The sequence below is a fragment of the Primorskyibacter flagellatus genome, assembly GCF_900176485.1.
GTDB lineage: Bacteria > Pseudomonadota > Alphaproteobacteria > Rhodobacterales > Rhodobacteraceae > Primorskyibacter > Primorskyibacter flagellatus.
On the sequence record NZ_FWYD01000006.1, the window covers coordinates 73,304 to 94,804 of the forward strand.

A 21,501-nucleotide genomic window follows, 5' to 3' on the forward strand; every position below is an offset into this window, starting at 1 on the left:
CGCAAAACTGGCGGTCTGTCAGATCCCGGACAGAACCACGGCAGAGCAGGGCGATCAAACGATGGAATTGACGACGACCGAAGACATCGAGGCGCCTTTGGACGCGGTTTTCGCGACGGTAACGGATTTTGATGTTCTCGAACGCTCTGCCCTGCGTCGAGGGATAGATGTGCGGCGGACGGACCAAATGTTCGAACCCGGTCCGGGCATGACCTGGGCCACGACTTTCGCGTTTCGCGGCAAGACGCGCACGGCAACCATCGAAGTGACGCAATACGAACAACCGGAGTCCTTGACCTTCGCAGGGACGTCAGGCGGACTGGATGTCGGCGTGTCGATAGAATTGGTCGCACTCTCCCGGTCGCGCACCCGGCTGACGATGAAGGTGGTGCCGCGCCCCCGGACGCTGTCTGCGCGGCTGTTGATGCAGTCGATGAAGTTGGCAAAGGGCAATATTGGCAAGCGGTTCCGGGTGCGGATTGCCGATTACGCCAAGGATATTGAAGATCGCGCCAAACGTAACGCGTGAAGCGATGACGCAGGTCCTTTGATCCGAGCGCTTGCAGGTCACGTCGCTGAATCATTTCTGTCTTTTGTCTCGTGAGACAAGGGCCGCGCCTGCCACCCTCACGTATCTGTGGATTGAAACCCTGTGCAGCGCCGCTACAGTTCGGCGCTACTGCCGACCAACCGTAAGGAGTTTGCCGATGCGTGCGCTTGCCTTGATTGCCGCACTCTTTCCCGTCGCGGCCTCTGCCCATGAATTCTGGATTTCGCCCTTGGAATACCAGATCGCGGTGGATGCCCCGTTGGTTGCAGATATCCGCGTCGGCGAAAATTTCGAAGGCTCGGCATTCTCCTATCTGCCGATGCGGTTTCGTCGTTTTGACCTGGCGATGGGCGATGACCTGGCAGAGGTCCCCGGTCGTGCCGGGGACAGGCCCGCGATGACCATGCCCGCACCGCAGGAGGGGCTGGCCGTGGTGATCCATGAAACAACCGATTACCTGCTGACCTATAAGGAGTGGGCGAAATTCGAATCCTTCACGACTCACAAGGATTTTGCCTGGGCGATGGATCGGCACCGCGAACGCGGTCTGCCGGAAGCCGGATTTCGCGAGCGCTACAGCCGGTATGGAAAAAGCCTGATCGCGGTGGGCCGGGGTGTCGGCCAAGACCGCGAAGTCGGATTGTTGACAGAGATTGTGGCACAGGCGAATCCCTATACCGATGATCTGTCCAGAGGGTTTCCGGTGAAGGTGCTATATGAGGGGGCGCTGCGCACGGACACGCAGGTTGAACTGTTCGACAAGGCACCCGATGGCACCGTTACATCTTCGCTTTACCGCACCGACGAGGAGGGGTTGGCGATCTTCCCGGTCAGCCCCGGCCATACCTATCTTGTCGATTCCGTGGTCATGCGCCCGTTGGACCCAGAGGCGGAGGATGACCCGGTTTGGGAATCGCTTTGGGCATCGCTGACGTTCCGTGTGCCGGACGACTGAACCGCGCCACGTGCCGCCGGACCGAGATCATTTGGCCCAGAGGGCGTGAACGCCTTCAGTCGCGCCAGTCAAAGAAGCCCGGTCCGCCCTGCGCCAGAAGCTTGCGCGCCATTTCATGGCCCAACGCGGCCCCGTCCTCGACCGGTGCGCTGGCATCGTCGGACACGGCATCCGAGCCGTCTGGGCGCAGGATTTCCCCGCGCAGCCGCAAGGTGCCGCCGTCCAGTTCCGCCAGCCCGCCGATGGGGGTTTCGCAAGACCCGTCAAGCGTGGCCAGAAAGGCGCGCTCTGCCGCCAGTTGCTTGCCGGTCAGCGCATCGTGGATCGCCGCCAGCATATGGGCTGTGCGGGCATCATCGGCGCGGCGTTCGATCCCGATGGCACCCTGGGCAATGGCGGGCAGCATGTCCTCGGGGGCAATTGCGGTACGGGGCACGTCCGCCATCGCCAGCCGGTTCAACCCGGCCATGGCAAGGAACGTGGCGTCCGCGACGCCGTCGGACAGTTTGCGCAGCCGGGTCTGCACATTGCCGCGAAACTCGACGACAGTCAGATCCGGGCGTCGGTGCAGCAATTGCGCGCGGCGACGCAGCGACGACGTGCCCACGGTTGAGGCATGCGGCAGTTCGAAGATGCCGGTGAAGGCATTGGAGACAAACGCGTCGCGCACATCCTCGCGCGGCAGGTAGCAGTCCAGCACCAGCCCGGCGGGTTGCAGCACCGGCATGTCTTTCATCGAATGCACGGCAATGTCGATGCCGCCGGACAGAAGCTGCTCTTCGATTTCCTTGGTGAACAGGCCCTTGCCGCCGATCTCCTTCAGCGGACGGTCAGCGGCGATCAGCGCACGGTCATCGCCGGTGGTCTTGATCGGAACAATCTCAAAGGCCGCAGGGTCGAGCGCAAAGGCGGCGGCCAGTCTGTCTCGGGTCTCGTGGGCCTGGGCCAGCGCCAGCGGCGAAGCACGGGTGCCGATCTTCAGCGGGGTATCGGGGGAGGGCAAGATATACGTCATGCGCCCAGCTTTAGTCGCGTCATCCTGCCCCGGCAAGTCGCGATGGCTTGACATATCGCCGCCCGCAAGGGACCACGGGTCGATTGACGAGAAGGACGACATGGCGATGAGCAAGACCATTCTGCGCGCACTGGCCGGAGAGGCACAGCCTGTCCCGCCGATCTGGATGATGCGACAGGCGGGCCGCTACCTGCCCGAATACCGCGCAACACGGGCAAAGGCCGGGGACTTCCTGTCGCTGTGCTACAATCCGGAACTGGCCGCAGAGGTGACGATGCAGCCGATCCGGCGCTATGGCTTTGACGGGGCGATCCTGTTTGCCGATATTTTGCTGGTCCCACAGGCGCTGGGCGCGGATCTGTGGTTTGTCACCGGCGAAGGCCCGCGTTTGTCTACCGTGACCGCGCAGGCGGATTTCGACCGGCTGGGGCAGGGCGAGATGATCCACGAAACCCTGTCGCCGATCTATGAGACGATCCGCATCCTGAAGGGGGAATTGCCACCCGAGACCACGCTGATCGGCTTTGCCGGGGCACCCTGGACCGTGGCAACCTATATGATCGCCGGGAAGGGCACGCCGGATCAGGGGCCTGCCCATGCGCTCAAGGCCGAAAACCGCGCGCTGTTCGAGGCGCTGATGGACAGGCTGACAGAAGCGACCATCGACTACCTTTCCTGCCAGATCGAGGCCGGTGCAGAAGTCGTCAAACTTTTCGACAGTTGGGCGGGGTCGCTGAAAGGCGCGGATTTCGACGATTTTTGCCTGAAACCGGCACAGCGCATCATCTCGGCGCTGAAGGCCAAACACCCCGATACGCCGATCATCGCCTTTCCGCGAGAGGCCGGGGACCGCTATGTCGGGTTTGCCAAAGCAACGGGTGCTGATTGTGTGGCCATCGACAACTCTGTCAGCCCGGACTGGGCCGCCAGCCATGTGCAGGTGGATGGATGTGTGCAGGGCAACCTGGCGTCGAAACACATGGTCACCGGCGGACAGGATCTGGTGGACGAGACGCGGCGAGTGGTGGATGCGCTTCGCGGTGGTCCACATATTTTCAACCTCGGTCACGGGATTACGCCGGACGCAGATCCCGACAACGTGCAGTTGATGATTGATACCGTGCGCAACGGCTAGGCCGGACGAACGGCAAGGCTGGCATGTGCTTCTGGATTCGTGGCGATGTTGCTGCGCCCTGCCGAGGGGCAGCCCGGAGGCAGCCCGGATTCGCGTCGAGGGCGATTTCGCACAGACCGACCTGCGCTGACGCAGGTTGCATTCTGAACAGACAGGTTTAGTTTTCGCGTCGCATACAGGAGACGCATATGACGGCTATGGTAAAGATTTCGGACCTTCGTAAAATCTACGATGGCGGGTTCGAGGCGTTGAAAGGTGTTTCGCTGGAGATCCGCGAAGGCGAGATTCTGGCGCTGCTTGGACCCAACGGGGCAGGCAAGACCACGTTGATTTCCGCCGTTTGCGGCATCGCGGTCCCGACCTCGGGCACGATAAGCGTGGGCGGGCATGACACGATCACCGATTATCGCGCGGCGCGGCAACTGATCGGGCTTGTGCCTCAGGAAATCAATCTGGAGCCGTTTCAGAAGGTCATGGATGCGGTGCGGTTTTCGCGCGGGCTGTTCGGATGCAAGCGCGACGACGCGCTGCTGGAACGGATCCTGCGCCAACTGTCGCTGTGGGACAAGCGAAACGCCAAGGTGAATGAGCTTTCGGGCGGGATGAAGCGGCGCGTTTTGATCGCCAAGGCCTTGTCCCACGAACCGCGCGTGTTGTTTCTGGACGAGCCCACCGCCGGCGTCGATGTCGAGCTTCGGCGCGATATGTGGGACACTGTTGCGCAGCTGAAGGCCGACGGCGTGACGATCATCCTGACCACGCATTATATCGAAGAGGCAGAGGCCATCGCCGATCGGGTGGGCGTGATTGCCAAGGGCGAATTGTTGCTGGTCGAGGAAAAGGCCGCTCTTATGGCGCGGATGGGCCGCAAGGAGTTGATCGTCGATCTGCAAGAACCCGTGGCGGAGATACCGGAGGCGCTTGCGGCCTACGATCTGCGTTTGATCGAGGACGGGCGGGCGCTGGTCTATACCTATGACACTACCGCCGACCGCACGGGCATCACGAACCTGCTGGCAGAGATCGCCGCGGCGGGCCTGACGTTGCGCGACATCCGCACCCATCAGTCCAGTCTGGAGGATATTTTTGTTGGCTTGGTGAAGGAGGATGCAGCATGAACCTGCAAGCGGTCCGTTCGATCTATTATTTTGAAATGGCGCGCTTCTTTCGCACATTTCTGCAAAGTTTCATCTCGCCGGTCATCTCCACGTCGCTGTATTTCGTGGTTTTTGGCACCGCTATCGGCAGCCGTATCGATCAGGTCGAGGGCGTCAGCTATGGTGCCTTCATCGTGCCGGGGCTGATCATGCTGACGGTGATGACGCAGGGCATCTCGAACGCCAGTTTCGGGATCTATTTTCCGAAATTCATCGGCACGATCTATGAACAGCTTTCCGCGCCGGTCAACTTTCTGGAAATCGTGCTGGGCTATGCCGGGGCGGCGGCCACCAAGGCGCTGTTCATCGGGCTGGTGATCCTTGGCACATCGGCCTTCTTCGTGGATCTGAGCATTCAGCATCCGCTGGCCATGGCGGGCTTTCTTATCCTGACCTGCATCAGTTTCGCGCTTTTCGGGTTCATCATCGGGATCTGGGCGAAGAATTTCGAACAGTTGCAACTGATTCCGCTGCTGATCGTCACGCCTTTGGTGTTTTTGGGCGGATCTTTCTACTCGATCTCCATGCTGCCGCCGATCTGGCAGACGATCACGCTGTTCAATCCGGTCGTCTACCTGATTTCCGGATTCCGTTGGGCTTTCTTCGGGACGGCGGATGTGCCGGTCGGGCTGAGCCTGCTGGCCATTGCGGGGTTCTGCGCGCTGTGCATGGCGGTGGTGTGGGTCATCTTCCGCACCGGGTGGCGTTTGCGAAGCTGACGGGCGCGGCTTGACGGCGGACCCCTTCGCGCCTACCCGGATCGCACCACCATGCCCCGGAGACTCCGCAATGCCGACATTCACCGCTTTCACCACCCTGACCGGCAAGGCCCCGGCCGAGGCGCTTGGCGCCGCGATGGAGAACATGATCCCCGAGCCAACCGGCATCGGCGTGTTCGAGATGGAGGATGGATCCGGCCTGTGGGAAGTGGGTGGCTATTTCACCGAAACCCCGGACGATGTTGCGCTGAGCCTGTTGACCGCAGCACATGGCGCGCGCGAATTCGTGGTCAGCGAATTGCCGGATGTCGATTGGGTCGCCAAGGTGCGCCGCGATCTTGCCCCGGTCGAGGCGGGCCGCTTTTTCGTCTATGGCAGCCACGATGCCGACAAGGTTCCCGAAGGGTCCGAACCGCTGTTGATCGAGGCCGCAATGGCCTTTGGCACCGGCCATCACGGCACGACACTGGGCTGCCTGCGCGCACTGGACCGAATTGCCAACAATGGATTTGTCGGGCGCAATGTCGCCGATATCGGCTGCGGCACGGCGGTTCTGGCAATGGCGGCCGCGCGGATCTGGACCGATCCCGTGGTGGCGTCCGATATTGACGAGGTCGCAGTGGACGTGGCGAAGGCGAATGTCGCTGCAAACGAACTGGAAGGGCGCGTGGCTTGCCTAGAGGCAATGGGGTTCGACCATCCCGACCTTGCAGCCAAAGCGCCCTTCGATCTTGTCTTTGCCAACATCCTCAAGGCCCCGTTGATTGACCTTGCGCCGGATATGGCTGCACATCTGTGCCCCGGAGGCTGGGCTATCCTGTCAGGGCTGTTGAACGAACAGGCGCAAGAGGTGATCGAGGTCTATGCTGGCCACGGCATGACCTTGTCGCATCACGAACAGATCGGTGATTGGTCGACACTTAGCCTGACGAAGAACACCGCTGAATGACGAAGATCCTGCTTGCGCGGCGCTGAACTGCGCGGGACTGCGGCGTCTCAATCCCAAGTATTACAAAGTAAAACGGCCGCACCTAATGGTGCGGCCGTTGGCCTGCCGTGCAAAGCCGAAATTGGCTTAGCGTCCTCGCGCGACAGAGTTGATCTCGCCGCGTGTCAGGCCGATATCGGCCAGCTCGGTGTCGCTAAGGCTGGACAGAACCTTGCGGGTCTGACGCTCTTCGTTCCAGCCTTTGATGCCTGCATAGGCATTGGCAAGAACCTGACCAACGCGGTCGGCCAGAAGCACGGTGTGAAAGTGGGTGCGGGTGGTGTCGATTACGGGCATGTCACATACTCAAGCGGTTGGCGGGCGTCCTGCCCGAAGGTTTCATTCTGATGCCGAGTTAGGCGGGGGGGCGAATTTCGGCAAGGACCGAAAGCGCATAGGTCATATGCAGTTTTCGCAATGCTTTGAGATTAGGCGCATACCGAAAAAAATAAGTAAATTACGCCATTTATCCGCGTCGCGCTTGGCTGAAAAGAGGCGTTTTTGAGCCTCGACCAGCACCACCCTGTCGCTTTGGTCGCGTCGAAGTCGCTTTTGGACATAAAGCGAGTCGTTTTCATTCTGCTTGGCGTTTGTTCGCGTTTCGTGCTAGTGGGTCAAAAAAACAACAACGGGTGAGCAGTGATGCGTGTTCTGGGGATCGATCCGGGGTTGCGGACCCTCGGATGGGGCGTGATCGACGTCGATGGCAGTCGAATCAGCCATGTCGCGAACGGGCATTGTGTTTCCGAAGGCAAAGTCCTGTCACTGCGACTGCTGGCGCTGCATAGCCAGTTGACCGATGTGCTGATGCGGTATCAACCCGACCAGGCGGCGGTGGAGCAGACCTTCGTCAACAAGGACGGGGCGGGCACGCTGAAGCTGGGGCAGGCGCGCGGTATTGCGATGCTGGTGCCCGCGCAATACGGTATCGACGTGGGCGAGTATTTTCCGAACACCATCAAGAAGACGGTTGTGGGGGTCGGACATGCCGACAAGTCTCAGGTACAGCATATGGTGAAGATGCAGCTTCCCGGTGTGACTTTTGCCGGTGCGGACGCGGCCGATGCGCTTGCGATCGCGATCTGTCACGCGCATCACGCTCGCGCCCCCGGCCTGAGGGTGCGCGCATGATCGGCAAGATTTCCGGACGTATCGACTATCTCGGGGATGACCATGTTCTGATCGACGTGCGCGGTGTGGGCTATGTCGTCTATTGCTCGGACCGGGTGCTGATGTCGCTGCCCGGCGTGGGCGAGGCCGTGGCGCTGTATACCGATCTGTTGGTGCGTCAGGATATTCTGCAACTCTTCGGCTTTCCGACCCTGATCGAGAAAGAGTGGCATCGCCTGTTGATGAGTGTTCAGGGGGTCGGCGCAAAGGCGTCGCTGGCGATCCTCGGGGCGTTGGGGCCGGATGGCGTCAGCCGGGCGATCTCGATGGGCGACTGGAATTCCGTAAAAGCGGCCAAGGGCATCGGCCCCAAGACCGCACAGCGCGTGGTGAACGAGCTGAAAGACAAGGCACCGGCGGTCATGGCGATGGGGGGGCGAGGCGGGGCCGCCAGCCCTGCCACGCTGGACGAGGTGATCGAAACGCCCGTTGCGGCACCGGCTGCGCGCGCCGCACCTGCGCCTGCACCGTCTGCCGCCGCACAGGCAGAGGCGCTCTCGGCCCTCTCGAACCTTGGCTACGCGCCGGGCGAGGCGGCGTCTGCCGTGGCCACCGCCGCTGCCGAGACGCCGGAGGCAGACACATCCGGCCTGATCCGCGCGGCGCTGAAACTGCTCGCGCCAAAGGGGTAAGGGGCCGACATGACCGAACCAGACCCGACATTGCGACCCGAAGCACTGCCAGAGGATCACGACCGCGCCTTGCGCCCGCAAATGCTGGGCGACTTCGTCGGACAGGCCGAGGCGCGCGCCAACCTGCGGATCTTTATCCAATCCGCGCGCCAACGCGGCGAGGCCATGGATCACACGCTGTTTCACGGCCCCCCCGGTCTTGGCAAGACCACCTTGGCGCAGATCATGGCGCGCGAATTGGGCGTGGGGTTCCGCATGACCTCTGGCCCTGTGCTTGCCAAGGCGGGCGATCTGGCCGCGATCCTGACCAATCTTGAGGCGCGCGATGTCCTGTTCATCGACGAGATTCACCGCCTCAGCCCCGTGGTCGAAGAGGTGCTTTACCCGGCGCTTGAGGATTTCGAGCTTGATCTGGTGATCGGCGAAGGCCCCGCCGCGCGCACGGTCCGAATAGAGCTTCAACCCTTCACGCTGGTCGGGGCCACCACCCGGCTGGGCCTGCTGACCACGCCTTTGCGGGACCGGTTCGGTATCCCGACCCGGCTGGAATTCTACACGGTCGAGGAATTGCACATGATCGTCACCCGCAACGCTGAAAAGCTTGGGGTGCAGGCGGAATCCGATGGGGCGTTGGAAATCGCCCGCCGTGCCCGTGGCACGCCGCGGATCGCCGGCCGCTTGTTGCGCCGCGTGGTGGATTTCGCCGTGGTCGAAGGGGGCGGACACCTGACGCGCAAGCTTGCCGACAATGCGCTGACCCGTCTTGGCGTCGACGAGCTGGGCCTTGATGGCGCGGACCGTCGCTATCTGAGGCTCATTGCGGAAAACTACGGCGGCGGCCCGGTCGGGATCGAGACGATCAGCGCCGCCCTGTCCGAAAGCCGCGATGCGCTGGAAGAGGTGATCGAGCCGTTTCTGCTGCAACAGGGGCTGATCCAGCGAACGCCCCGTGGCCGGATGCTGGCGCAAAAGGGCTGGACGCATCTTGGTCTGGCAGTTCCGCGCGCACTGGGGCAGGTCGATTTGTTCGACTGATCCCTGCGGTTTGTCGGGTCCAGGCGCGGCTACAAGCCCGGTCCCGCCCCGGCCCCCGAGCCGGGGCCTTGCGGTTTTTCGCGTCCGGGGCTAGAAATCCGCAACGCGCGCATTTAGTGCAACACCGCATCGAATCGCGCGACCAGAGGATCCCATGACCGCCCTGATGACCCCCGAAGAAATCGCAGCCCATTTCACACGCGCCGATGGCCAGTACCATTTCGCGCGCTGGGGACGGCCTCTTGCGCCGGTCGCCTTCGGGATCGAGGAAGAGACCCTGCCCGTCCTCAAAGGCGCGACCGAGGCAGTGGCAAAGCTGGCGGGCCATGAAGTTGTCGAGACCGACCCGGAACTTGGTGCCAACCTGATGATCTTTTTCTTTCGCGATTGGCAGGAACTGCCCGGCGTGCCCAATCTTGACAGGCTGGTGCCGGATCTGGAACCGCTTGTCGCACGGTTGACCAAGGCGGATGCAAGCCAGTACCGGGTGTTTCGTTTCGACGAGGCGGGCGCGATCCGGGCCTGTTTCATCTTCATCCGTATGTCGGGGGAGATGACAGAGCAACCCGCCGAGACTCTGGCCCTGGGACAGGCGGTGCAGGCGATCCTGCTGTGGTCGGAAGAGGCGTTTGCCAGTCGCTCGCCCCTAGGGCGTCTGGAGGATGGACAAGTGATCCTGCGGCCAGAGATTGCCGGGCTGATCCGCGCGGCATACACACCCGTTCTGCCCGCCGTCGCGCAGGATGCCAGCCATGCGCTGCGTCTCTATGCCCGCCTGACGCCGCCAGAATAACGCAAGCGCGTCCCGGACTTGTGCGGCCGCCTGCCTGCCCCTAGGGTCGCACCCGATGCTTGAAACAAGGGCCAGTGCATGAACCACCGTTTTCCCGTGCATGTCTATTACGAGGATACCGACCTCGCGGGCATCGTCTATTACGCCAATTACTTGAAGTTCATCGAGCGCGCCCGGACCGAATGGGTGCGCGGGCTGGGTATCGACCAATCCAGACTAAAAGAGGCCGAGGGGATCGTCTTTGCCGTGCGCCGGGTCGAGGCCGACTATCTGATGCCTGCCCGGTTCGACGATGCGTTGGAGGTGGACACCACGGTCGAGCAGGTCAAAGGCGCGCGGATCGTGCTGAAACAGGACGTGCTGCGCGATGGCGAACGGCTATTTTCAGCCATCGTGACGCTGGTTGCCTTGCAGGAAAGCGGCCAGCCAGCCCGGCTTCCGGCAAATATCCGCCTGATTTTGCACTGAAGATCGGTGCTGTCGCGCTCGTGATGCGGCAGTTGTTGGTTTCCCCTGTGTTTTCCGCTAGAATCACTGACAATGAGAACGGTCCGGGCGATAACGCACCGGCGGCGGAACCGAGTGAGCAGGTAAATGGAAGCTGAAACCCTTGCCCTGGCGCAGGAGATTGATTTCTCCATGTGGGGGCTTTTTGCGCGGGCCACGATAACCGTGAAACTGGTGATGATCCTGCTGATCGTTGCCTCTTTCTGGTCATGGTCGATCATCATTCAGAAACTGATTTCCTACAGGCAGGCCCGGCGCGAGGCGGCGATCTTTGATCGCGCTTTCTGGTCGGGCGAGCCGCTGGACGAGTTGTTCGGGCAGATCGGTGTCGACCCTTCCGGACGGGCAGAGCGGGTGTTTGCGGCCGGTATGGTCGAATGGCAACGCAGCCACCGCGAGGATGGCGCGCTGATTGCAGGCGCTCAGGCGCGGATTGATCGCAGCATGGATGTGTCGATCCAGAAAGAGGCCGAAGAGTTGCAAGGCGGTCTGCCGGTGCTGGCCACGGTTGGCTCTACCGCGCCTTTCGTGGGACTGTTCGGCACGGTTTTCGGCATCATGAACGCCTTTATCGAGATTGCAGCGCAGCAGAACACCTCGCTCGTCGTCGTGGCCCCCGGTATTGCCGAGGCGCTGCTGGCCACCGCACTGGGTCTTCTGGCCGCCATTCCGGCGGTGATCTTCTACAACAAGCTGAGCGCCGACAGCGACCGTATCATTGCAGGCTACGAGGCATTCGCGGACGAATTCTCGACCATCCTCAGCCGTCAGTTGGATAGCTGAGCGATGGCGGCGGGGCTTCTCAATTCCTCGGGCGGCGGTGGCCGCAGGCGCAGGCGTGGCGGCGGACGCCGCGCGCGGCCGATGTCCGAGATCAACGTCACGCCGTTTGTGGACGTCATGCTGGTGCTGCTCATCATCTTCATGGTTGCCGCGCCGCTGCTGACGGTTGGCGTGCCGGTGGAGTTGCCAAAGACGGCTGCGGGTGCCTTGCCCAACGAGACCGAAGAGCCGCTGACCATCACCATCACAGCCGAGGGCGGCATCCTGATCCAGAACACCGAAACCCCGCGCGATCAACTGGTCGCCAAACTGCGCGCGATTGCCGCTGAACGCTCGGATGACCGGGTGTTCCTGCGCGCGGATGGCATCGTGTCGTATGAGACCGTGGCGCAGGTCATGGGCGCGCTCAATGCGGGCGGCTTTTCGTCGATCGGGTTGGTGACGGATATCGGTGGACCCGCTCTCGACCAGAGCGATGGCTGAGGCCAGACGTGCATACGGGGCAATATATTTCAGGAGCAGGTCATCTGGGCCTGATCGTCTGGCTTCTTCTGGGGCCGGTGTTTTCTGCCGATCCGCCAGAGATGCAGGTGACTGACGTCTCGGTGATCTCGTCAGAGGAATTCGCCGCGTTGACCGAGGCATCGAATGCGCCGCAAAGCGTGCCCGAACCGACGGTTCCGCAGCAGCCGGATATTCCCGAAGACACGGCCCCCGACGTTCCGGCAGATGCCCCGGCCCCCGAACAGGTCGCCGAGCCACAAGCGCCAGCGCCAGAGGAGCCCGCCGATGCTGTTCCGGATGTGCCCGAACCCGCGCCTCTGCCGTCGCCGGACGTTTCAGAACCCAGCCCGCAGCCAGAGCCGCCCGCACCAGATCCGGAGCCGGATTTTGACGTGCCGACGGCCGCGCTGCGTCCGCAACCTCGTCCGGCACCGCGCGTCGCCCCCGAACCCGTGGCCCCGCCGGAACCGGATGTGACCATCGCAGATCAGACCCAGACGGCACCGGACCCGGAGGCCACGACCGACACGCCCCCAGATGCCGAAGAAACCACCGCCGAAGCAGAGGCCGCGACAGAGATCGTGACCGAGGCCGAGGAACCGGCAGCGTTGGCACCGACACGGTCTGTGCGGCCAAGAACCCGGCCTGAACGCGTGGCTGCGACCGAGCCGGAGACACAAGCCGAGACGCAACCGCCCGCAACCACGCCCGACGCGCCTGCGCCACAGCCAAGCGTGTCCGAGGACGCAGTGCAGGCGGCATTGGCCGAAGCGCTTGGCGGCGCGGCAGATCCGGAACCGTCGGCACCATCCGGGCCGCCTCTGACCAGTGGCGAACGCGAGGCATTGCGCGTCGCCGTGCAGGATTGCTGGGTTGTCGATGTTGGCAGCGAAGCCGCGAATATCACCGTGACGCTTGCGATGTCGCTGGATCGCAGCGGCAAGGTGGTCGGCGAGATGCGCATGATCGGCTCTGAAGGGGGCAGCGGATCTTCTGTGGATGTCGCGTTTCAGGCCGCACGCCGGGCCGTGCTGCGTTGCCAGAAAGATGGCTACGACCTGCCGGCCGAGAAATATGAGCAATGGCGCGATATAGAGATGACGTTCAACCCCGAGAAAATGAGGCTGAGATGATGATGACACGCCTGCTGGCCCTGATTTCCGCCCTGTTCATGCTGTCGCTTCCGGCGCTGGCGCAGGATGGTCCGCTACGGATCGAGATCACCGAAGGCGTGGTTGAACCTTTGCCCTATGCCGTGCCCGATTTCGTTTCTGAAAGCGCGGGCGGGTCCGAGATGGCGGCCCAGCTTGCAAGGGTGGTGGCGGACGACCTGACCGGCACCGGGCTGTTCCGCGAAATCCCGCGCGACGCTTTCATCAGCCAGATCACCAGCTTTGCCAGCCCGGTGCAATTTGCCGATTGGAAAGCAATCAACGCACAGGCGCTGATCACCGGGGCCGTCACCGTCAATGGCGATCAGCTTGTGGTCAAGTTCCGGGTCTATGATGTCTTTGCCGGAACCGAGCTTGGATCAGGGCTGCAATTTGCCGGCACAACCGATGGCTGGCGTCGCATGGCGCATAAAGTGTCCGACGCGGTTTACAGTCGGATCACCGGCGAGGGCGGCTATTTCGACAGCCGTGTAGTTTTCGTATCCGAAACCGGCCCGAAGGACGACCGCCGCAAGCGTTTGGGGATCATGGATTACGACGGCGCGAATGTGCAGTACCTGACCGACAGTTCATCCATCGTTCTGGCACCGCGCTTTTCGCCAACCGGCGACCGCGTGCTTTATACCAGCTATGAGACCGGCTTTCCCCGTATCCACATCATCAATGTGGGCAACGTGCAAAGCACCATCCTTGAAAACCGCGAGGGCGATATGAGTTTTGCGCCGCGCTTTGCGCCCAACGGTGAAACGGTGATCTATTCGCTGACCCAAGGGGCAAATACCGATATTTTCTCGATGGACGTGAATTCCCGGCAGACATCGCAGCTGACCTCCGCGCCGTCGATCGAAACCGCGCCCAGCTATTCGCCGGATGGCAACCGGATTGTTTTCGAAAGCGACCGGTCCGGAACGCAGCAGCTCTATATCATGCCCACCGGCGGTGGAGAGGCGCAACGGATCAGCTTTGGCCCCGGTCGTTACGGCACGCCCGTGTGGTCGCCGCGTGGTGATCTGATCGCCTTTACCAAACAGAATGCGGGACGTTTTCATATCGGCGTCATGCGCACCGATGGCAGCGAAGAGCGTTTGCTGACCGCGTCCTTCCTTGACGAGGGGCCGACATGGGCACCCAATGGAAGGGTCATCATGTTCACCCGCGAAACCCAGGGCGAAGCCGGCGAGGCGTCGCTGTATTCGGTCGATATTTCGGGCCGGAACCTCAAGAAAGTGCGCACACCCGGCGGCGCATCTGATCCAAGCTGGGGGCCACTTCAGCCATAAAGCGTGTGGGCGTTTCCAGACGCCCGAAAATATGTTAGAAACCCAAGAAAATATGAGCAGGACAGTAGCCATGAGTAGAATTTCCACCGCCTTGATGCTGAGCGCGGCGCTTGCCGTATCGGCCTGTGCCAATGCCGACCGGTTCAACGGCATGGGCGATGGCAGCAATGCAGGCCTGAATAACGGGTCTTTGTCGAATGCCCCGGTGCCGGGCAGTGCGCAGGACCCACGCTCTCCGGCGTATTTCCAGCAGACCGTCGGTGACCGTGTGCTGTTCTTGATTGACCAGTCCACGCTGACACCTGAAGGGCGCGCCACGCTGGATGGGCAGGCACAATGGCTGCAAACCAATTCAGACTATCTCGCGGTGATCGAAGGCCATGCCGACGAACAGGGCACACGCGAATACAACTTGGCTCTTGGCGCGCGCCGCGCGAGTGCCGTGCAGCAATACCTGATCTCCAAGGGGATCTCGCCATCGCGGCTGAAATTCGTAAGCTACGGCAAGGAGCGTCCGATCGCGATCTGTTCGGAAGAGGCATGTTATGCCAAGAACCGCCGCGCGGTCACGATTATCTCTGCCGGGCTGACCAGCTAAGACCGACCTGAAGGAACCCAGCCCATGTTCAGAGCCACGCTTCTGATCCTTTCCCTTGCGCTGCCCGGCACATTGCTGGCGCAGGACCGCGCGCAATCCCTGGCCGATATTCGGCAGGACCTGACCTTGCTGAGCATCGAGGTAAAACGGCTCCGGACGGAGCTGTCGACGACCGGGGCCGCGCAGGTCAACGTGGCAGGTGATACGCTGGAACGGGTCAACTCCATCGAGGCTGAATTGCAGCGTCTGACGTCCAAGACCGAAGAGTTGGAGTTCCGCATCGACAAGGTGATCGAAGACGGCACCAACCGGATCGGCGATCTGGAGTTTCGGTTGGTCGAACTGGAAGGCGGCGATGTCTCGAAGCTGGGCGAAACGTCGACGCTTGGTGGCGGCGCGGCACCTGCGGTGTCTTCGGGTGCTGTGCAGCCGGCGAAACCGGAGGCTTCATCCGCGTCCGGTGGCGAGTCACAACTGGCCGTGGGCGAAGAGACAGACTTTCGGCGGGCGTCGGAGGCGCTCGCCAATGGTGACTTTCAAAGCGCCGCGGACCAGTTTGAGACCTTTCGCCAGACCTATCCCGGCGGACCGCTAGAACCTGACGCCCTGCTGGGGCGGGGCCGGGCGCTGGAAGGCGCGGGCGACATGCGAGAGGCAGCGCGGGCATATCTTGACAGCTATTCCGGGTATCCGCAAAGCAAGGTCGCGGATGTGGCGCTGTTCAAGCTGGGCGAGGCGCTTGGCAAGCTGGGCAAGACCATTGAAGCCTGTCTGACGCTGGCAGAGGTGGAACAGCGCTTTCCCTCTTCGGCTCAGGTCGTCGAAGCGCAACAGGCGATGGCGGGCCTGTCCTGCCAGTGAGTGGGCAGCCATCGCTGGACCAGCGATTTGCCGACAATATGGGGCAGCTGTTAGGCCCCGATTTTCCCAACGATATTGCGCTGGCTGTTTCTGGCGGCGGGGACAGCATGGCGATGCTGACACTTGCGCATAACTGGGCGCGTGTGTGGGGCGTGCGCCTTTGGGTGGTGACGGTGGATCACGGTTTGCGCGCCGAAAGCGCCGCCGAGGCCGCGATGGTCGCTGAGGAATGCACGGTGCTGGGCCAGCCTCATACAACGCTGCGCTGGCATTGGGACGGGCAGGGCAACCTGATGGATGCGGCCCGCCGCGCGCGCCTGTCGTTGATTGACCGCTGGCGCGCCGGGCTTGAACATGTGCTGATGGCGCATACGCAGGACGACGTGGCCGAAACTTTTCTGATGCGGCTGAAGCGCGGCTCTGGCGTCGAAGGGCTGGCCGCGATGCAGGCCTCTGCCAATGCGTGCCCGCATCCGGGGGCCAAGCCCGCTTTGCCGGCCCGAGATGTCTGTTGGACGGCACCGCCGCCGGCATCTGTTGACGGCCACAAACAATCGCGGGGCTTCCGTGTTCTGCGACCCTGCCTCGACATGAGCCGCGCCGAGTTGCGCCACTACCTGCGCACATTACAGGGCCGTTGGTTCGATGATCCCACAAATGATGACACCACCTATGACCGGGTGCGCATGCGAAAGCTACTGGACGTGTTAGACGCTGAAGGATTGGACCGCGAGACGCTGAGCGCCACGGCGCATCGCTTGACGCGCGCGCGGAATGCGCTGAACGCCCGTGCCCGTGACGTGGCGGGGCGGATCGCCGAGGAAGAAACTCTGAACGGCCTGCGCACCGGTGCCGTGCTGATTGACCGCGACGGCTTTGCCGAGGCCGAGGACGACACCCGGCTGCGCATCCTTGCGCAAGCGCTTCGCTGGGTTGCATCGGCCGAATATCGCCCAAGATTGCAGTCCCTCGAACAGTTGGCAGAGCGGTTGATGGCGGGCGGAATGGGGACGTTGCACGGTTGCGACGTGCGCTGTGTCGACGCGCAAATTCGGGTGGGCCGCGAATTCTCTGCCGTCAGCGCGCCCGCGCAACCCGGCAAGATCTGGGACGGCTGCTGGCAGATCTGCGGTGATGTGCCGAATGGCAGCTATCTGCGCGCTTTGGGGCCGGACGGGCTGAAACAGGCGGGCGGGCGGCCGCGGGGCGCACCTGTTGCGAAGATGCTATACGCATTCCCGGCCGCGTTTCGCGCCGAAGTTCTGGTCGCTTGCCCGCATCTGGGGTATGGTGAAAAGATCGATATCCAGAGGCTGGATCCCGGATCTTCCTTTGCTGCGTCATTCGTTCTGCATTGAATACGCGCCCGCGATCTCTATTTTAGTTCCAAGCGCCCTGTGCTACGGACGGGCCAACCGAATTTTGGGAGAAGTTTCCTTGGGCAATCTGCGCAACATCGCCTTCTGGGTGGTTCTGTTCCTGCTTATCCTTGCACTGTTCAATCTGTTCTCGGGTGGCGGCAACACGCTCCAGAGCCGCGAGATCAGCTATTCCGACTTTGTGGAGTCGGTCGAATCCAAAACGGTCTCTTCGGCCACGCTGGACGGTGAGCAGATCCGCTTTCGCGGAAATGACGGCAACGATTACGTGACCATCAAACCCGAAGATGCCGCAGCGACAGAATTGCTGATGAACAATGGTGTGACGATCCGGGCCGAAAGCCAGGAACAGTCCGGTTTCCAGACCTTCATCCTGTCACTACTGCCCTTCCTTCTGCTGATCGGCGTGTGGATCTACTTCATGAACCGCATGCAGGGCGGCGGCAAAGGCGGGGCGATGGGCTTTGGCAAGTCGCGCGCCAAGCTGCTAACCGAAAAGCATGGCCGGGTGACGTTTGACGATGTCGCGGGCATTGACGAGGCCAAGGAAGAGCTGGAAGAGATTGTCGAATTCCTGCGCAATCCGCAGAAATTCAGCCGTCTTGGTGGCAAGATCCCCAAAGGCGCGCTGCTTGTTGGCCCACCGGGGACGGGTAAAACCCTGCTGGCCCGCGCGATCGCGGGCGAGGCGGGTGTGCCGTTCTTCACCATTTCAGGCTCTGATTTTGTCGAGATGTTCGTCGGTGTTGGTGCGTCGCGTGTCCGGGATATGTTCGAGCAGGCCAAGAAGAACGCGCCCTGTATCGTTTTTATCGACGAGATCGACGCCGTGGGCCGAAACCGTGGTGCCGGCCATGGCGGTGGCAACGACGAGCGTGAACAGACGTTGAACCAGCTTCTGGTCGAAATGGACGGCTTTGAGACCAATGAGGGCGTGATCATCCTTGCCGCGACCAACCGTCGCGATGTTCTGGATCCCGCACTTCTGCGGCCGGGACGTTTTGACCGGCAGGTGACGGTCCCCAACCCAGACATCAAGGGCCGCGAAAAGATCCTGGCCGTTCATGCGCGCAAGACGCCTTTGGGGCCGGATGTGGACCTGCGCATCATCGCGCGTGGTTCGCCGGGCTTCTCCGGCGCGGATCTGGCCAATCTGGTGAACGAAGCGGCCCTGATGGCGGCCCGCGTCGGCAGACGTTTCGTGACGATGGAAGATTTCGAGAATGCCAAGGACAAGGTGATGATGGGCGCTGAACGGCGTTCCATGGTCCTGACGCCCGAGCAGAAGGAAAAGACCGCTTATCACGAGGCCGGTCATGCCATCGTCGGTATCAGCCTTCCGCAATGTGATCCGGTCTACAAGGCAACGATCATCCCGCGCGGCGGGGCGCTGGGGATGGTGGTCAGCCTGCCAGAAATTGACCGGCTGAACTGGCACAAATCCGAATGCGAGGAAAAGCTCGCGATGACGATGGCCGGCAAGGCCGCGGAAATCATCAAATACGGTGAAGGCAACGTGTCGAACGGCCCGGCCGGCGACATTCAGCAAGCCTCGGCCTTGGCGCGCGCGATGGTGTTGCGTTGGGGAATGTCCGACAAGATCGGCAATATCGACTATTCCGAAGCGCACGAGGGCTATAGCGGCAATACCGCTGGCCTGTCGGTGTCGGCCAACACCAAGGAGTTGATCGAGGAAGAGGTCAAGCGCTTCATCGGAGAGGCCTACGATTGTGCCTACAAAATCCTGACCGACAAAAAAGAAGAATGGGACCGTCTGGCGCAAGGGCTCTTGGAATACGAAACCCTGACCGGTGACGAAATCAAACGCGTCATTCGGGGCGAGCCTCCGCAATCGAACGATGATGACAGCGGAACGCCCGAGGCAGAAGACAAGCCAAGCGTCACAGCGATTCCCAAGACTAAGGCCAAGGCCAAACCTGACGATTCGGGGCTGGAACCCGAGCCCACCGCATGAGCGCATCCGCGCATACCGATTGGAACCCCGGGGCCTATGCAAGGTTCCGGGGTTTGCGTTTGCGCCCGGCGCTGGATCTGCTGAAGGCCGTGCCGTCTTTGCCATCTGGCGGGGTGGTTGATCTTGGATGTGGCAACGGCGCAGTGGGACAGGCACTTGCAACACTTGGTCGGCCTCTCATCGGCGTCGACAGTTCCGACAAGATGCTGGAAGAGGCCCGCAAGACCGAGACCTATGCAGAATTGCTCAAGACGGATATTGCCGGTTGGGTGCCCGCCGGCGCGCCGGCGCTGATCTTTTCCAATGCCGCCCTGCAATGGCTGCCAGATCATTCGCACCTTTTGCCCCGACTTGCGGGGCTGCTCGCGCCGGGCGGAACACTTGCAATTCAGGTGCCGCATCAGAACAATGCGCCGTCGCACCGGGTCTGGCGGTCGTTGATGGATGAACATTTTCCCGGCCGGGTAGACTGGCAGGCTGGTCCATCTGTAATGTTGCCGGCCGAGTATTTCCACTTGCTGTCGCCGCTGGGGGCGTTTGATATGTGGGAGACCGATTACTATCAGGTGCTTGCCGCCGAAAAAGATGCCCATCCGGTGCGCAAGTTTACCGAGAGCACATATGCCCGCCCGTTGCTGGACCGGCTCGCGCCGTCCGAAGCCGACCGGCTGATCGCCTTCTACGAAACGGTCATGGAAAAGGCTTATCCGCGCGGTGGCGACGGGCAAGTGCTGTTCCCGATGCGACGGCTGTTTCTGCTGTTGACACGGCCTGCCTCTGCCTGACGGCGGATCGCATCAGTCGTCTTCTGGCCGCAATGTGTTTCAATGCGAAGGCAAAATCGTCATCGGGGGCAGGTGGGGCTGTATATCTTGCACCTGTCGTCTTGGATGCATCTCGATGAGGTTCAAGAGAGCTTTATAGATTGAACCCGCCAGAGCCGCTGGCCGCGTAACGTTTGCTGGTCATTTGTGACTTGCGCCCTGACGGCCGGCTATGCCGGGCGATGATGATCGCGCGTATTCTGCCCAATCCGGTGTCGTGCGACTGGCGACCTGAAGCAGACGTATAACGGGTCACATGCTCAGGTGGGGGCGGGCACCATGGTGCCTTGGGCGATCGCGATCAGCGTCTCGATCTCGCCGGTTCGGGCGCTGACCTCTGCTGTCACCACGACCAGACGCCTACCGTTGCGAATGATCTTTCCGCGGGCGATCAGTTCGTCCCCTTTGGCGGGGCCAAGGAAGTTGATCTTCATCTCGGCGGTCACGACTTCCTGATCCGGCGGCAGCATCGACAGGGCAGAATAGCCCGCAGCGCTGTCGCCCAGCGAAAACACCAGCCCTCCGTGACCGAACCCCGCTTGCTGAAGCGCCAGCGGGAGGATTGGCGCGCGGATAGTAACGGCACCTTGCGTGACGGATGCCAGCGATGCGCCGAACGTGGCCATCAGGCTTTGCCGGGCAAAGCTGTCGTGAATGCGCTGTGTGATCTGATCCATGTCGCGGATGAAGCCATGTCGCGCGGCCTTTGGCAATGGGCGTTATGGTTGCCGCGTTGACGGGACCCATAGAGAGGATCTGCCTAGCGCGGCATCGGGATACGCCGCAGGGTCGGACCTGTCAGTATCGCCTGCGCTTCTGGTCCCATCATTGTGGTCAGAGGCGCGCGGTCGCACCGCAGCCCGCCGGTATAGGTGCCATAGGCGGGCAGGATCAAACGTCGGGTATCAGACAGAAAACACGGGCGCGACAGGCTCCGCGAACGCGTACGGATCAACGCCTTGGGGTGATAATGGCCCGAGACTTCGGCAGTGCTCTCACTGCATATGTGACGAAAGGTCAGCGGGCCAATCCTTACCTCGCTTTGATGACTGCCGCCAAGCCCGACAGGGCCGGGATCGTGATTGCCTTCGATCCAGAGCCATTCACGCCCGGCCTGAAGACGGGCGATATGCAGGCAGGCATCCTCTGACAACCGTTGCGCGGCGTCTGCATCGTCGAAGCTGTCACCGAGGCAGATCACCATCCGCGCGCGCGTGAATTGCAGGTCGCGGTCCAGACGTTGCAGCGTGTCTGCAACCTCGTAGGGTGGCAGTTCCATCCCGCCGCTACGGGCGGCGCGTGCGGATTTCCCCAAATGAAGGTCCGAGACACAGAGCACCCCCCGCGTCTGCCACCAAAGCGCGCCGGACCCGAGCGCCCGCAGGTCAGCACCCGCAAAGTGAAACGGTAGCGTGTTCATGGCTTGTTCTTGCATTTGGACCGCTTGGGGGCAAGAGTCGGATGTATGG

At 62.0% G+C, this 21,501-nt stretch carries 24 protein-coding genes; 20 read left to right on the top strand and 4 right to left on the bottom strand.

The window, feature by feature from the left end:
* The first annotated feature begins 61 nt into the window (after positions 1 to 61).
* Both B8991_RS10720 and B8991_RS10725 read left to right on the top strand, forming a co-directional pair.
* Complete coding sequence (locus tag B8991_RS10720; protein ID WP_084353040.1) at positions 62 to 529, top strand: SRPBCC family protein; 468 nt, start codon at positions 62 to 64, stop codon at positions 527 to 529.
* A 178-nt stretch (positions 530 to 707) separates the two neighbouring features.
* On the top strand, positions 708 to 1,505 hold the full coding sequence (locus tag B8991_RS10725) for a DUF4198 domain-containing protein (protein WP_084352984.1): 798 nt from the start codon (positions 708 to 710) through the stop codon (positions 1,503 to 1,505).
* A gap of 55 nt (positions 1,506 to 1,560) precedes the next feature.
* Here the strand turns inward: B8991_RS10725 and hemC are convergent, their stop codons facing one another.
* On the bottom strand, positions 1,561 to 2,520 hold the full coding sequence (hemC, locus tag B8991_RS10730; protein WP_084353041.1) for a hydroxymethylbilane synthase: 960 nt from the start codon (positions 2,518 to 2,520) through the stop codon (positions 1,561 to 1,563).
* Between the two features lie 100 nt (positions 2,521 to 2,620).
* Here hemC and hemE point away from each other — a divergent pair, with 100 nt between their 5' ends.
* From hemE to B8991_RS10750, 4 genes are all read left to right on the top strand, one after another.
* Positions 2,621 to 3,655 carry a uroporphyrinogen decarboxylase gene (hemE, locus tag B8991_RS10735; RefSeq protein WP_084352985.1) on the top strand — a complete coding sequence of 345 codons (1,035 nt, stop codon included), beginning with the start codon at positions 2,621 to 2,623 and terminating at the stop codon, positions 3,653 to 3,655.
* Positions 3,656 to 3,843: 188 nt separating this feature from the next.
* Positions 3,844 to 4,773: an ABC transporter ATP-binding protein gene (locus B8991_RS10740; protein ID WP_084352986.1), complete on the top strand. Its 930-nt coding sequence runs from the start codon at positions 3,844 to 3,846 to the stop codon at positions 4,771 to 4,773.
* On the top strand, positions 4,770 to 5,531 hold the full coding sequence (locus B8991_RS10745) for an ABC transporter permease (protein WP_084352987.1): 762 nt from the start codon (positions 4,770 to 4,772) through the stop codon (positions 5,529 to 5,531). The genes B8991_RS10740 and B8991_RS10745 overlap by 4 nt, the downstream gene beginning before the upstream one ends.
* 70 nt (positions 5,532 to 5,601) lie before the next feature.
* A complete protein-coding gene (locus tag B8991_RS10750; protein ID WP_084352988.1) occupies positions 5,602 to 6,480 on the top strand; it encodes a 50S ribosomal protein L11 methyltransferase in 879 nt (292 codons plus the stop codon).
* Positions 6,481 to 6,606: 126 nt separating this feature from the next.
* On the opposite strand, the gene B8991_RS10755 is transcribed toward B8991_RS10750, so the two are convergent.
* Complete coding sequence (locus B8991_RS10755) at positions 6,607 to 6,816, bottom strand: DUF1127 domain-containing protein (RefSeq protein ID WP_084352989.1); 210 nt, start codon at positions 6,814 to 6,816, stop codon at positions 6,607 to 6,609.
* 345 nt (positions 6,817 to 7,161) lie between these two features.
* Here B8991_RS10755 and ruvC point away from each other — a divergent pair, with 345 nt between their 5' ends.
* The 14 genes from ruvC to B8991_RS10825 all read left to right on the top strand — a co-directional run bounded on the left by ruvC (position 7,162) and on the right by B8991_RS10825 (position 19,993).
* A complete protein-coding gene (ruvC, locus tag B8991_RS10760; protein ID WP_179141467.1) occupies positions 7,162 to 7,650 on the top strand; it encodes a crossover junction endodeoxyribonuclease RuvC in 489 nt (162 codons plus the stop codon).
* Positions 7,647 to 8,321 (top strand): Holliday junction branch migration protein RuvA, encoded by a 675-nt coding sequence (gene ruvA / locus B8991_RS10765; protein WP_084352991.1) that lies wholly within the window; start codon positions 7,647 to 7,649, stop codon positions 8,319 to 8,321. Before ruvC ends, ruvA begins: the two co-directional genes overlap by 4 nt.
* A gap of 9 nt (positions 8,322 to 8,330) precedes the next feature.
* Positions 8,331 to 9,356, top strand: a complete 1,026-nt coding sequence (gene ruvB, locus B8991_RS10770; RefSeq protein ID WP_084352992.1) for a Holliday junction branch migration DNA helicase RuvB — start codon at positions 8,331 to 8,333, stop codon at positions 9,354 to 9,356.
* A 154-nt stretch (positions 9,357 to 9,510) separates the two neighbouring features.
* Positions 9,511 to 10,149, top strand: coding sequence for a hypothetical protein (locus B8991_RS10775; RefSeq protein ID WP_084352993.1), 639 nt, complete (start codon positions 9,511 to 9,513; stop codon positions 10,147 to 10,149).
* A gap of 78 nt (positions 10,150 to 10,227) precedes the next feature.
* Complete coding sequence (gene ybgC, locus B8991_RS10780) at positions 10,228 to 10,617, top strand: tol-pal system-associated acyl-CoA thioesterase (RefSeq protein WP_084352994.1); 390 nt, start codon at positions 10,228 to 10,230, stop codon at positions 10,615 to 10,617.
* 126 nt (positions 10,618 to 10,743) lie between these two features.
* Entirely contained in the window at positions 10,744 to 11,439 is a 696-nt protein-coding gene (gene tolQ / locus B8991_RS10785) for a protein TolQ (protein ID WP_084352995.1), read from the top strand.
* 3 nt (positions 11,440 to 11,442) lie between these two features.
* Positions 11,443 to 11,922, top strand: coding sequence for a protein TolR (gene tolR, locus B8991_RS10790; RefSeq protein ID WP_084352996.1), 480 nt, complete (start codon positions 11,443 to 11,445; stop codon positions 11,920 to 11,922).
* 8 nt (positions 11,923 to 11,930) lie between these two features.
* Entirely contained in the window at positions 11,931 to 13,076 is a 1,146-nt protein-coding gene (locus B8991_RS10795; protein ID WP_084352997.1) for a cell envelope biogenesis protein TolA, read from the top strand.
* Entirely contained in the window at positions 13,076 to 14,395 is a 1,320-nt protein-coding gene (gene tolB, locus B8991_RS10800; RefSeq protein WP_084353042.1) for a Tol-Pal system beta propeller repeat protein TolB, read from the top strand. Before B8991_RS10795 ends, tolB begins: the two co-directional genes overlap by 1 nt.
* Positions 14,396 to 14,465: 70 nt before the next feature.
* Positions 14,466 to 14,993: a peptidoglycan-associated lipoprotein Pal gene (pal, locus tag B8991_RS10805; RefSeq protein WP_084352998.1), complete on the top strand. Its 528-nt coding sequence runs from the start codon at positions 14,466 to 14,468 to the stop codon at positions 14,991 to 14,993.
* Positions 14,994 to 15,017: 24 nt separating this feature from the next.
* A complete protein-coding gene (gene ybgF / locus B8991_RS10810) occupies positions 15,018 to 15,854 on the top strand; it encodes a tol-pal system protein YbgF (RefSeq protein WP_084352999.1) in 837 nt (278 codons plus the stop codon).
* Positions 15,855 to 15,892: 38 nt separating this feature from the next.
* Positions 15,893 to 17,212 carry a tRNA lysidine(34) synthetase TilS gene (tilS, locus tag B8991_RS10815; RefSeq protein WP_084353043.1) on the top strand — a complete coding sequence of 440 codons (1,320 nt, stop codon included), beginning with the start codon at positions 15,893 to 15,895 and terminating at the stop codon, positions 17,210 to 17,212.
* 79 nt (positions 17,213 to 17,291) lie between these two features.
* The gene (gene ftsH, locus B8991_RS10820) at positions 17,292 to 19,208 is read left to right on the top strand and encodes an ATP-dependent zinc metalloprotease FtsH (protein WP_084353000.1); all 1,917 of its coding nucleotides are present in this window, start codon (positions 17,292 to 17,294) and stop codon (positions 19,206 to 19,208) included.
* A complete protein-coding gene (locus B8991_RS10825; RefSeq protein ID WP_084353001.1) occupies positions 19,205 to 19,993 on the top strand; it encodes a methyltransferase domain-containing protein in 789 nt (262 codons plus the stop codon). The genes ftsH and B8991_RS10825 overlap by 4 nt, the downstream gene beginning before the upstream one ends.
* A 299-nt stretch (positions 19,994 to 20,292) precedes the next feature.
* Here B8991_RS10825 and B8991_RS10830 read toward each other — a convergent pair whose 3' ends face one another.
* Positions 20,293 to 20,709 carry a PaaI family thioesterase gene (locus tag B8991_RS10830; protein WP_084353044.1) on the bottom strand — a complete coding sequence of 139 codons (417 nt, stop codon included), beginning with the start codon at positions 20,707 to 20,709 and terminating at the stop codon, positions 20,293 to 20,295.
* Between the two features lie 83 nt (positions 20,710 to 20,792).
* Positions 20,793 to 21,452: a ligase-associated DNA damage response endonuclease PdeM gene (pdeM, locus tag B8991_RS10835; protein ID WP_084353002.1), complete on the bottom strand. Its 660-nt coding sequence runs from the start codon at positions 21,450 to 21,452 to the stop codon at positions 20,793 to 20,795.
* Positions 21,453 to 21,501 lie beyond the last annotated feature (49 nt).

Bases quoted from the DNA above. Each gene is read 5' to 3' on its own strand.
- tilS (WP_084353043.1), top strand. From the start codon at position 15,893: ATGGGGCAGCTGTTAGGCCCCGATTTTCCCAACGATATTGCGCTGGCT.
- pdeM (WP_084353002.1), bottom strand. From the start codon at position 21,452: ATGAACACGCTACCGTTTCACTTTGCGGGTGCTGACCTGCGGGCGCTC.
- B8991_RS10750 (WP_084352988.1), top strand. From the start codon at position 5,602: ATGCCGACATTCACCGCTTTCACCACCCTGACCGGCAAGGCCCCGGCC.
- ybgC (WP_084352994.1), top strand. From the start codon at position 10,228: ATGAACCACCGTTTTCCCGTGCATGTCTATTACGAGGATACCGACCTC.
- pal (WP_084352998.1), top strand. From the start codon at position 14,466: ATGAGTAGAATTTCCACCGCCTTGATGCTGAGCGCGGCGCTTGCCGTA.
- ruvA (WP_084352991.1), top strand. From the start codon at position 7,647: ATGATCGGCAAGATTTCCGGACGTATCGACTATCTCGGGGATGACCAT.
- B8991_RS10825 (WP_084353001.1), top strand. From the start codon at position 19,205: ATGAGCGCATCCGCGCATACCGATTGGAACCCCGGGGCCTATGCAAGG.
- ruvC (WP_179141467.1), top strand. From the start codon at position 7,162: ATGCGTGTTCTGGGGATCGATCCGGGGTTGCGGACCCTCGGATGGGGC.
- tolB (WP_084353042.1), top strand. From the start codon at position 13,076: ATGATGACACGCCTGCTGGCCCTGATTTCCGCCCTGTTCATGCTGTCG.
- tolQ (WP_084352995.1), top strand. From the start codon at position 10,744: ATGGAAGCTGAAACCCTTGCCCTGGCGCAGGAGATTGATTTCTCCATG.
- B8991_RS10720 (WP_084353040.1), top strand. From the start codon at position 62: ATGGAATTGACGACGACCGAAGACATCGAGGCGCCTTTGGACGCGGTT.
- hemC (WP_084353041.1), bottom strand. From the start codon at position 2,520: ATGACGTATATCTTGCCCTCCCCCGATACCCCGCTGAAGATCGGCACC.
- ybgF (WP_084352999.1), top strand. From the start codon at position 15,018: ATGTTCAGAGCCACGCTTCTGATCCTTTCCCTTGCGCTGCCCGGCACA.
- ruvB (WP_084352992.1), top strand. From the start codon at position 8,331: ATGACCGAACCAGACCCGACATTGCGACCCGAAGCACTGCCAGAGGAT.
- B8991_RS10775 (WP_084352993.1), top strand. From the start codon at position 9,511: ATGACCGCCCTGATGACCCCCGAAGAAATCGCAGCCCATTTCACACGC.
- tolR (WP_084352996.1), top strand. From the start codon at position 11,443: ATGGCGGCGGGGCTTCTCAATTCCTCGGGCGGCGGTGGCCGCAGGCGC.
- B8991_RS10725 (WP_084352984.1), top strand. From the start codon at position 708: ATGCGTGCGCTTGCCTTGATTGCCGCACTCTTTCCCGTCGCGGCCTCT.
- B8991_RS10830 (WP_084353044.1), bottom strand. From the start codon at position 20,709: ATGGATCAGATCACACAGCGCATTCACGACAGCTTTGCCCGGCAAAGC.
- B8991_RS10740 (WP_084352986.1), top strand. From the start codon at position 3,844: ATGACGGCTATGGTAAAGATTTCGGACCTTCGTAAAATCTACGATGGC.
- B8991_RS10755 (WP_084352989.1), bottom strand. From the start codon at position 6,816: ATGCCCGTAATCGACACCACCCGCACCCACTTTCACACCGTGCTTCTG.
- B8991_RS10745 (WP_084352987.1), top strand. From the start codon at position 4,770: ATGAACCTGCAAGCGGTCCGTTCGATCTATTATTTTGAAATGGCGCGC.
- hemE (WP_084352985.1), top strand. From the start codon at position 2,621: ATGGCGATGAGCAAGACCATTCTGCGCGCACTGGCCGGAGAGGCACAG.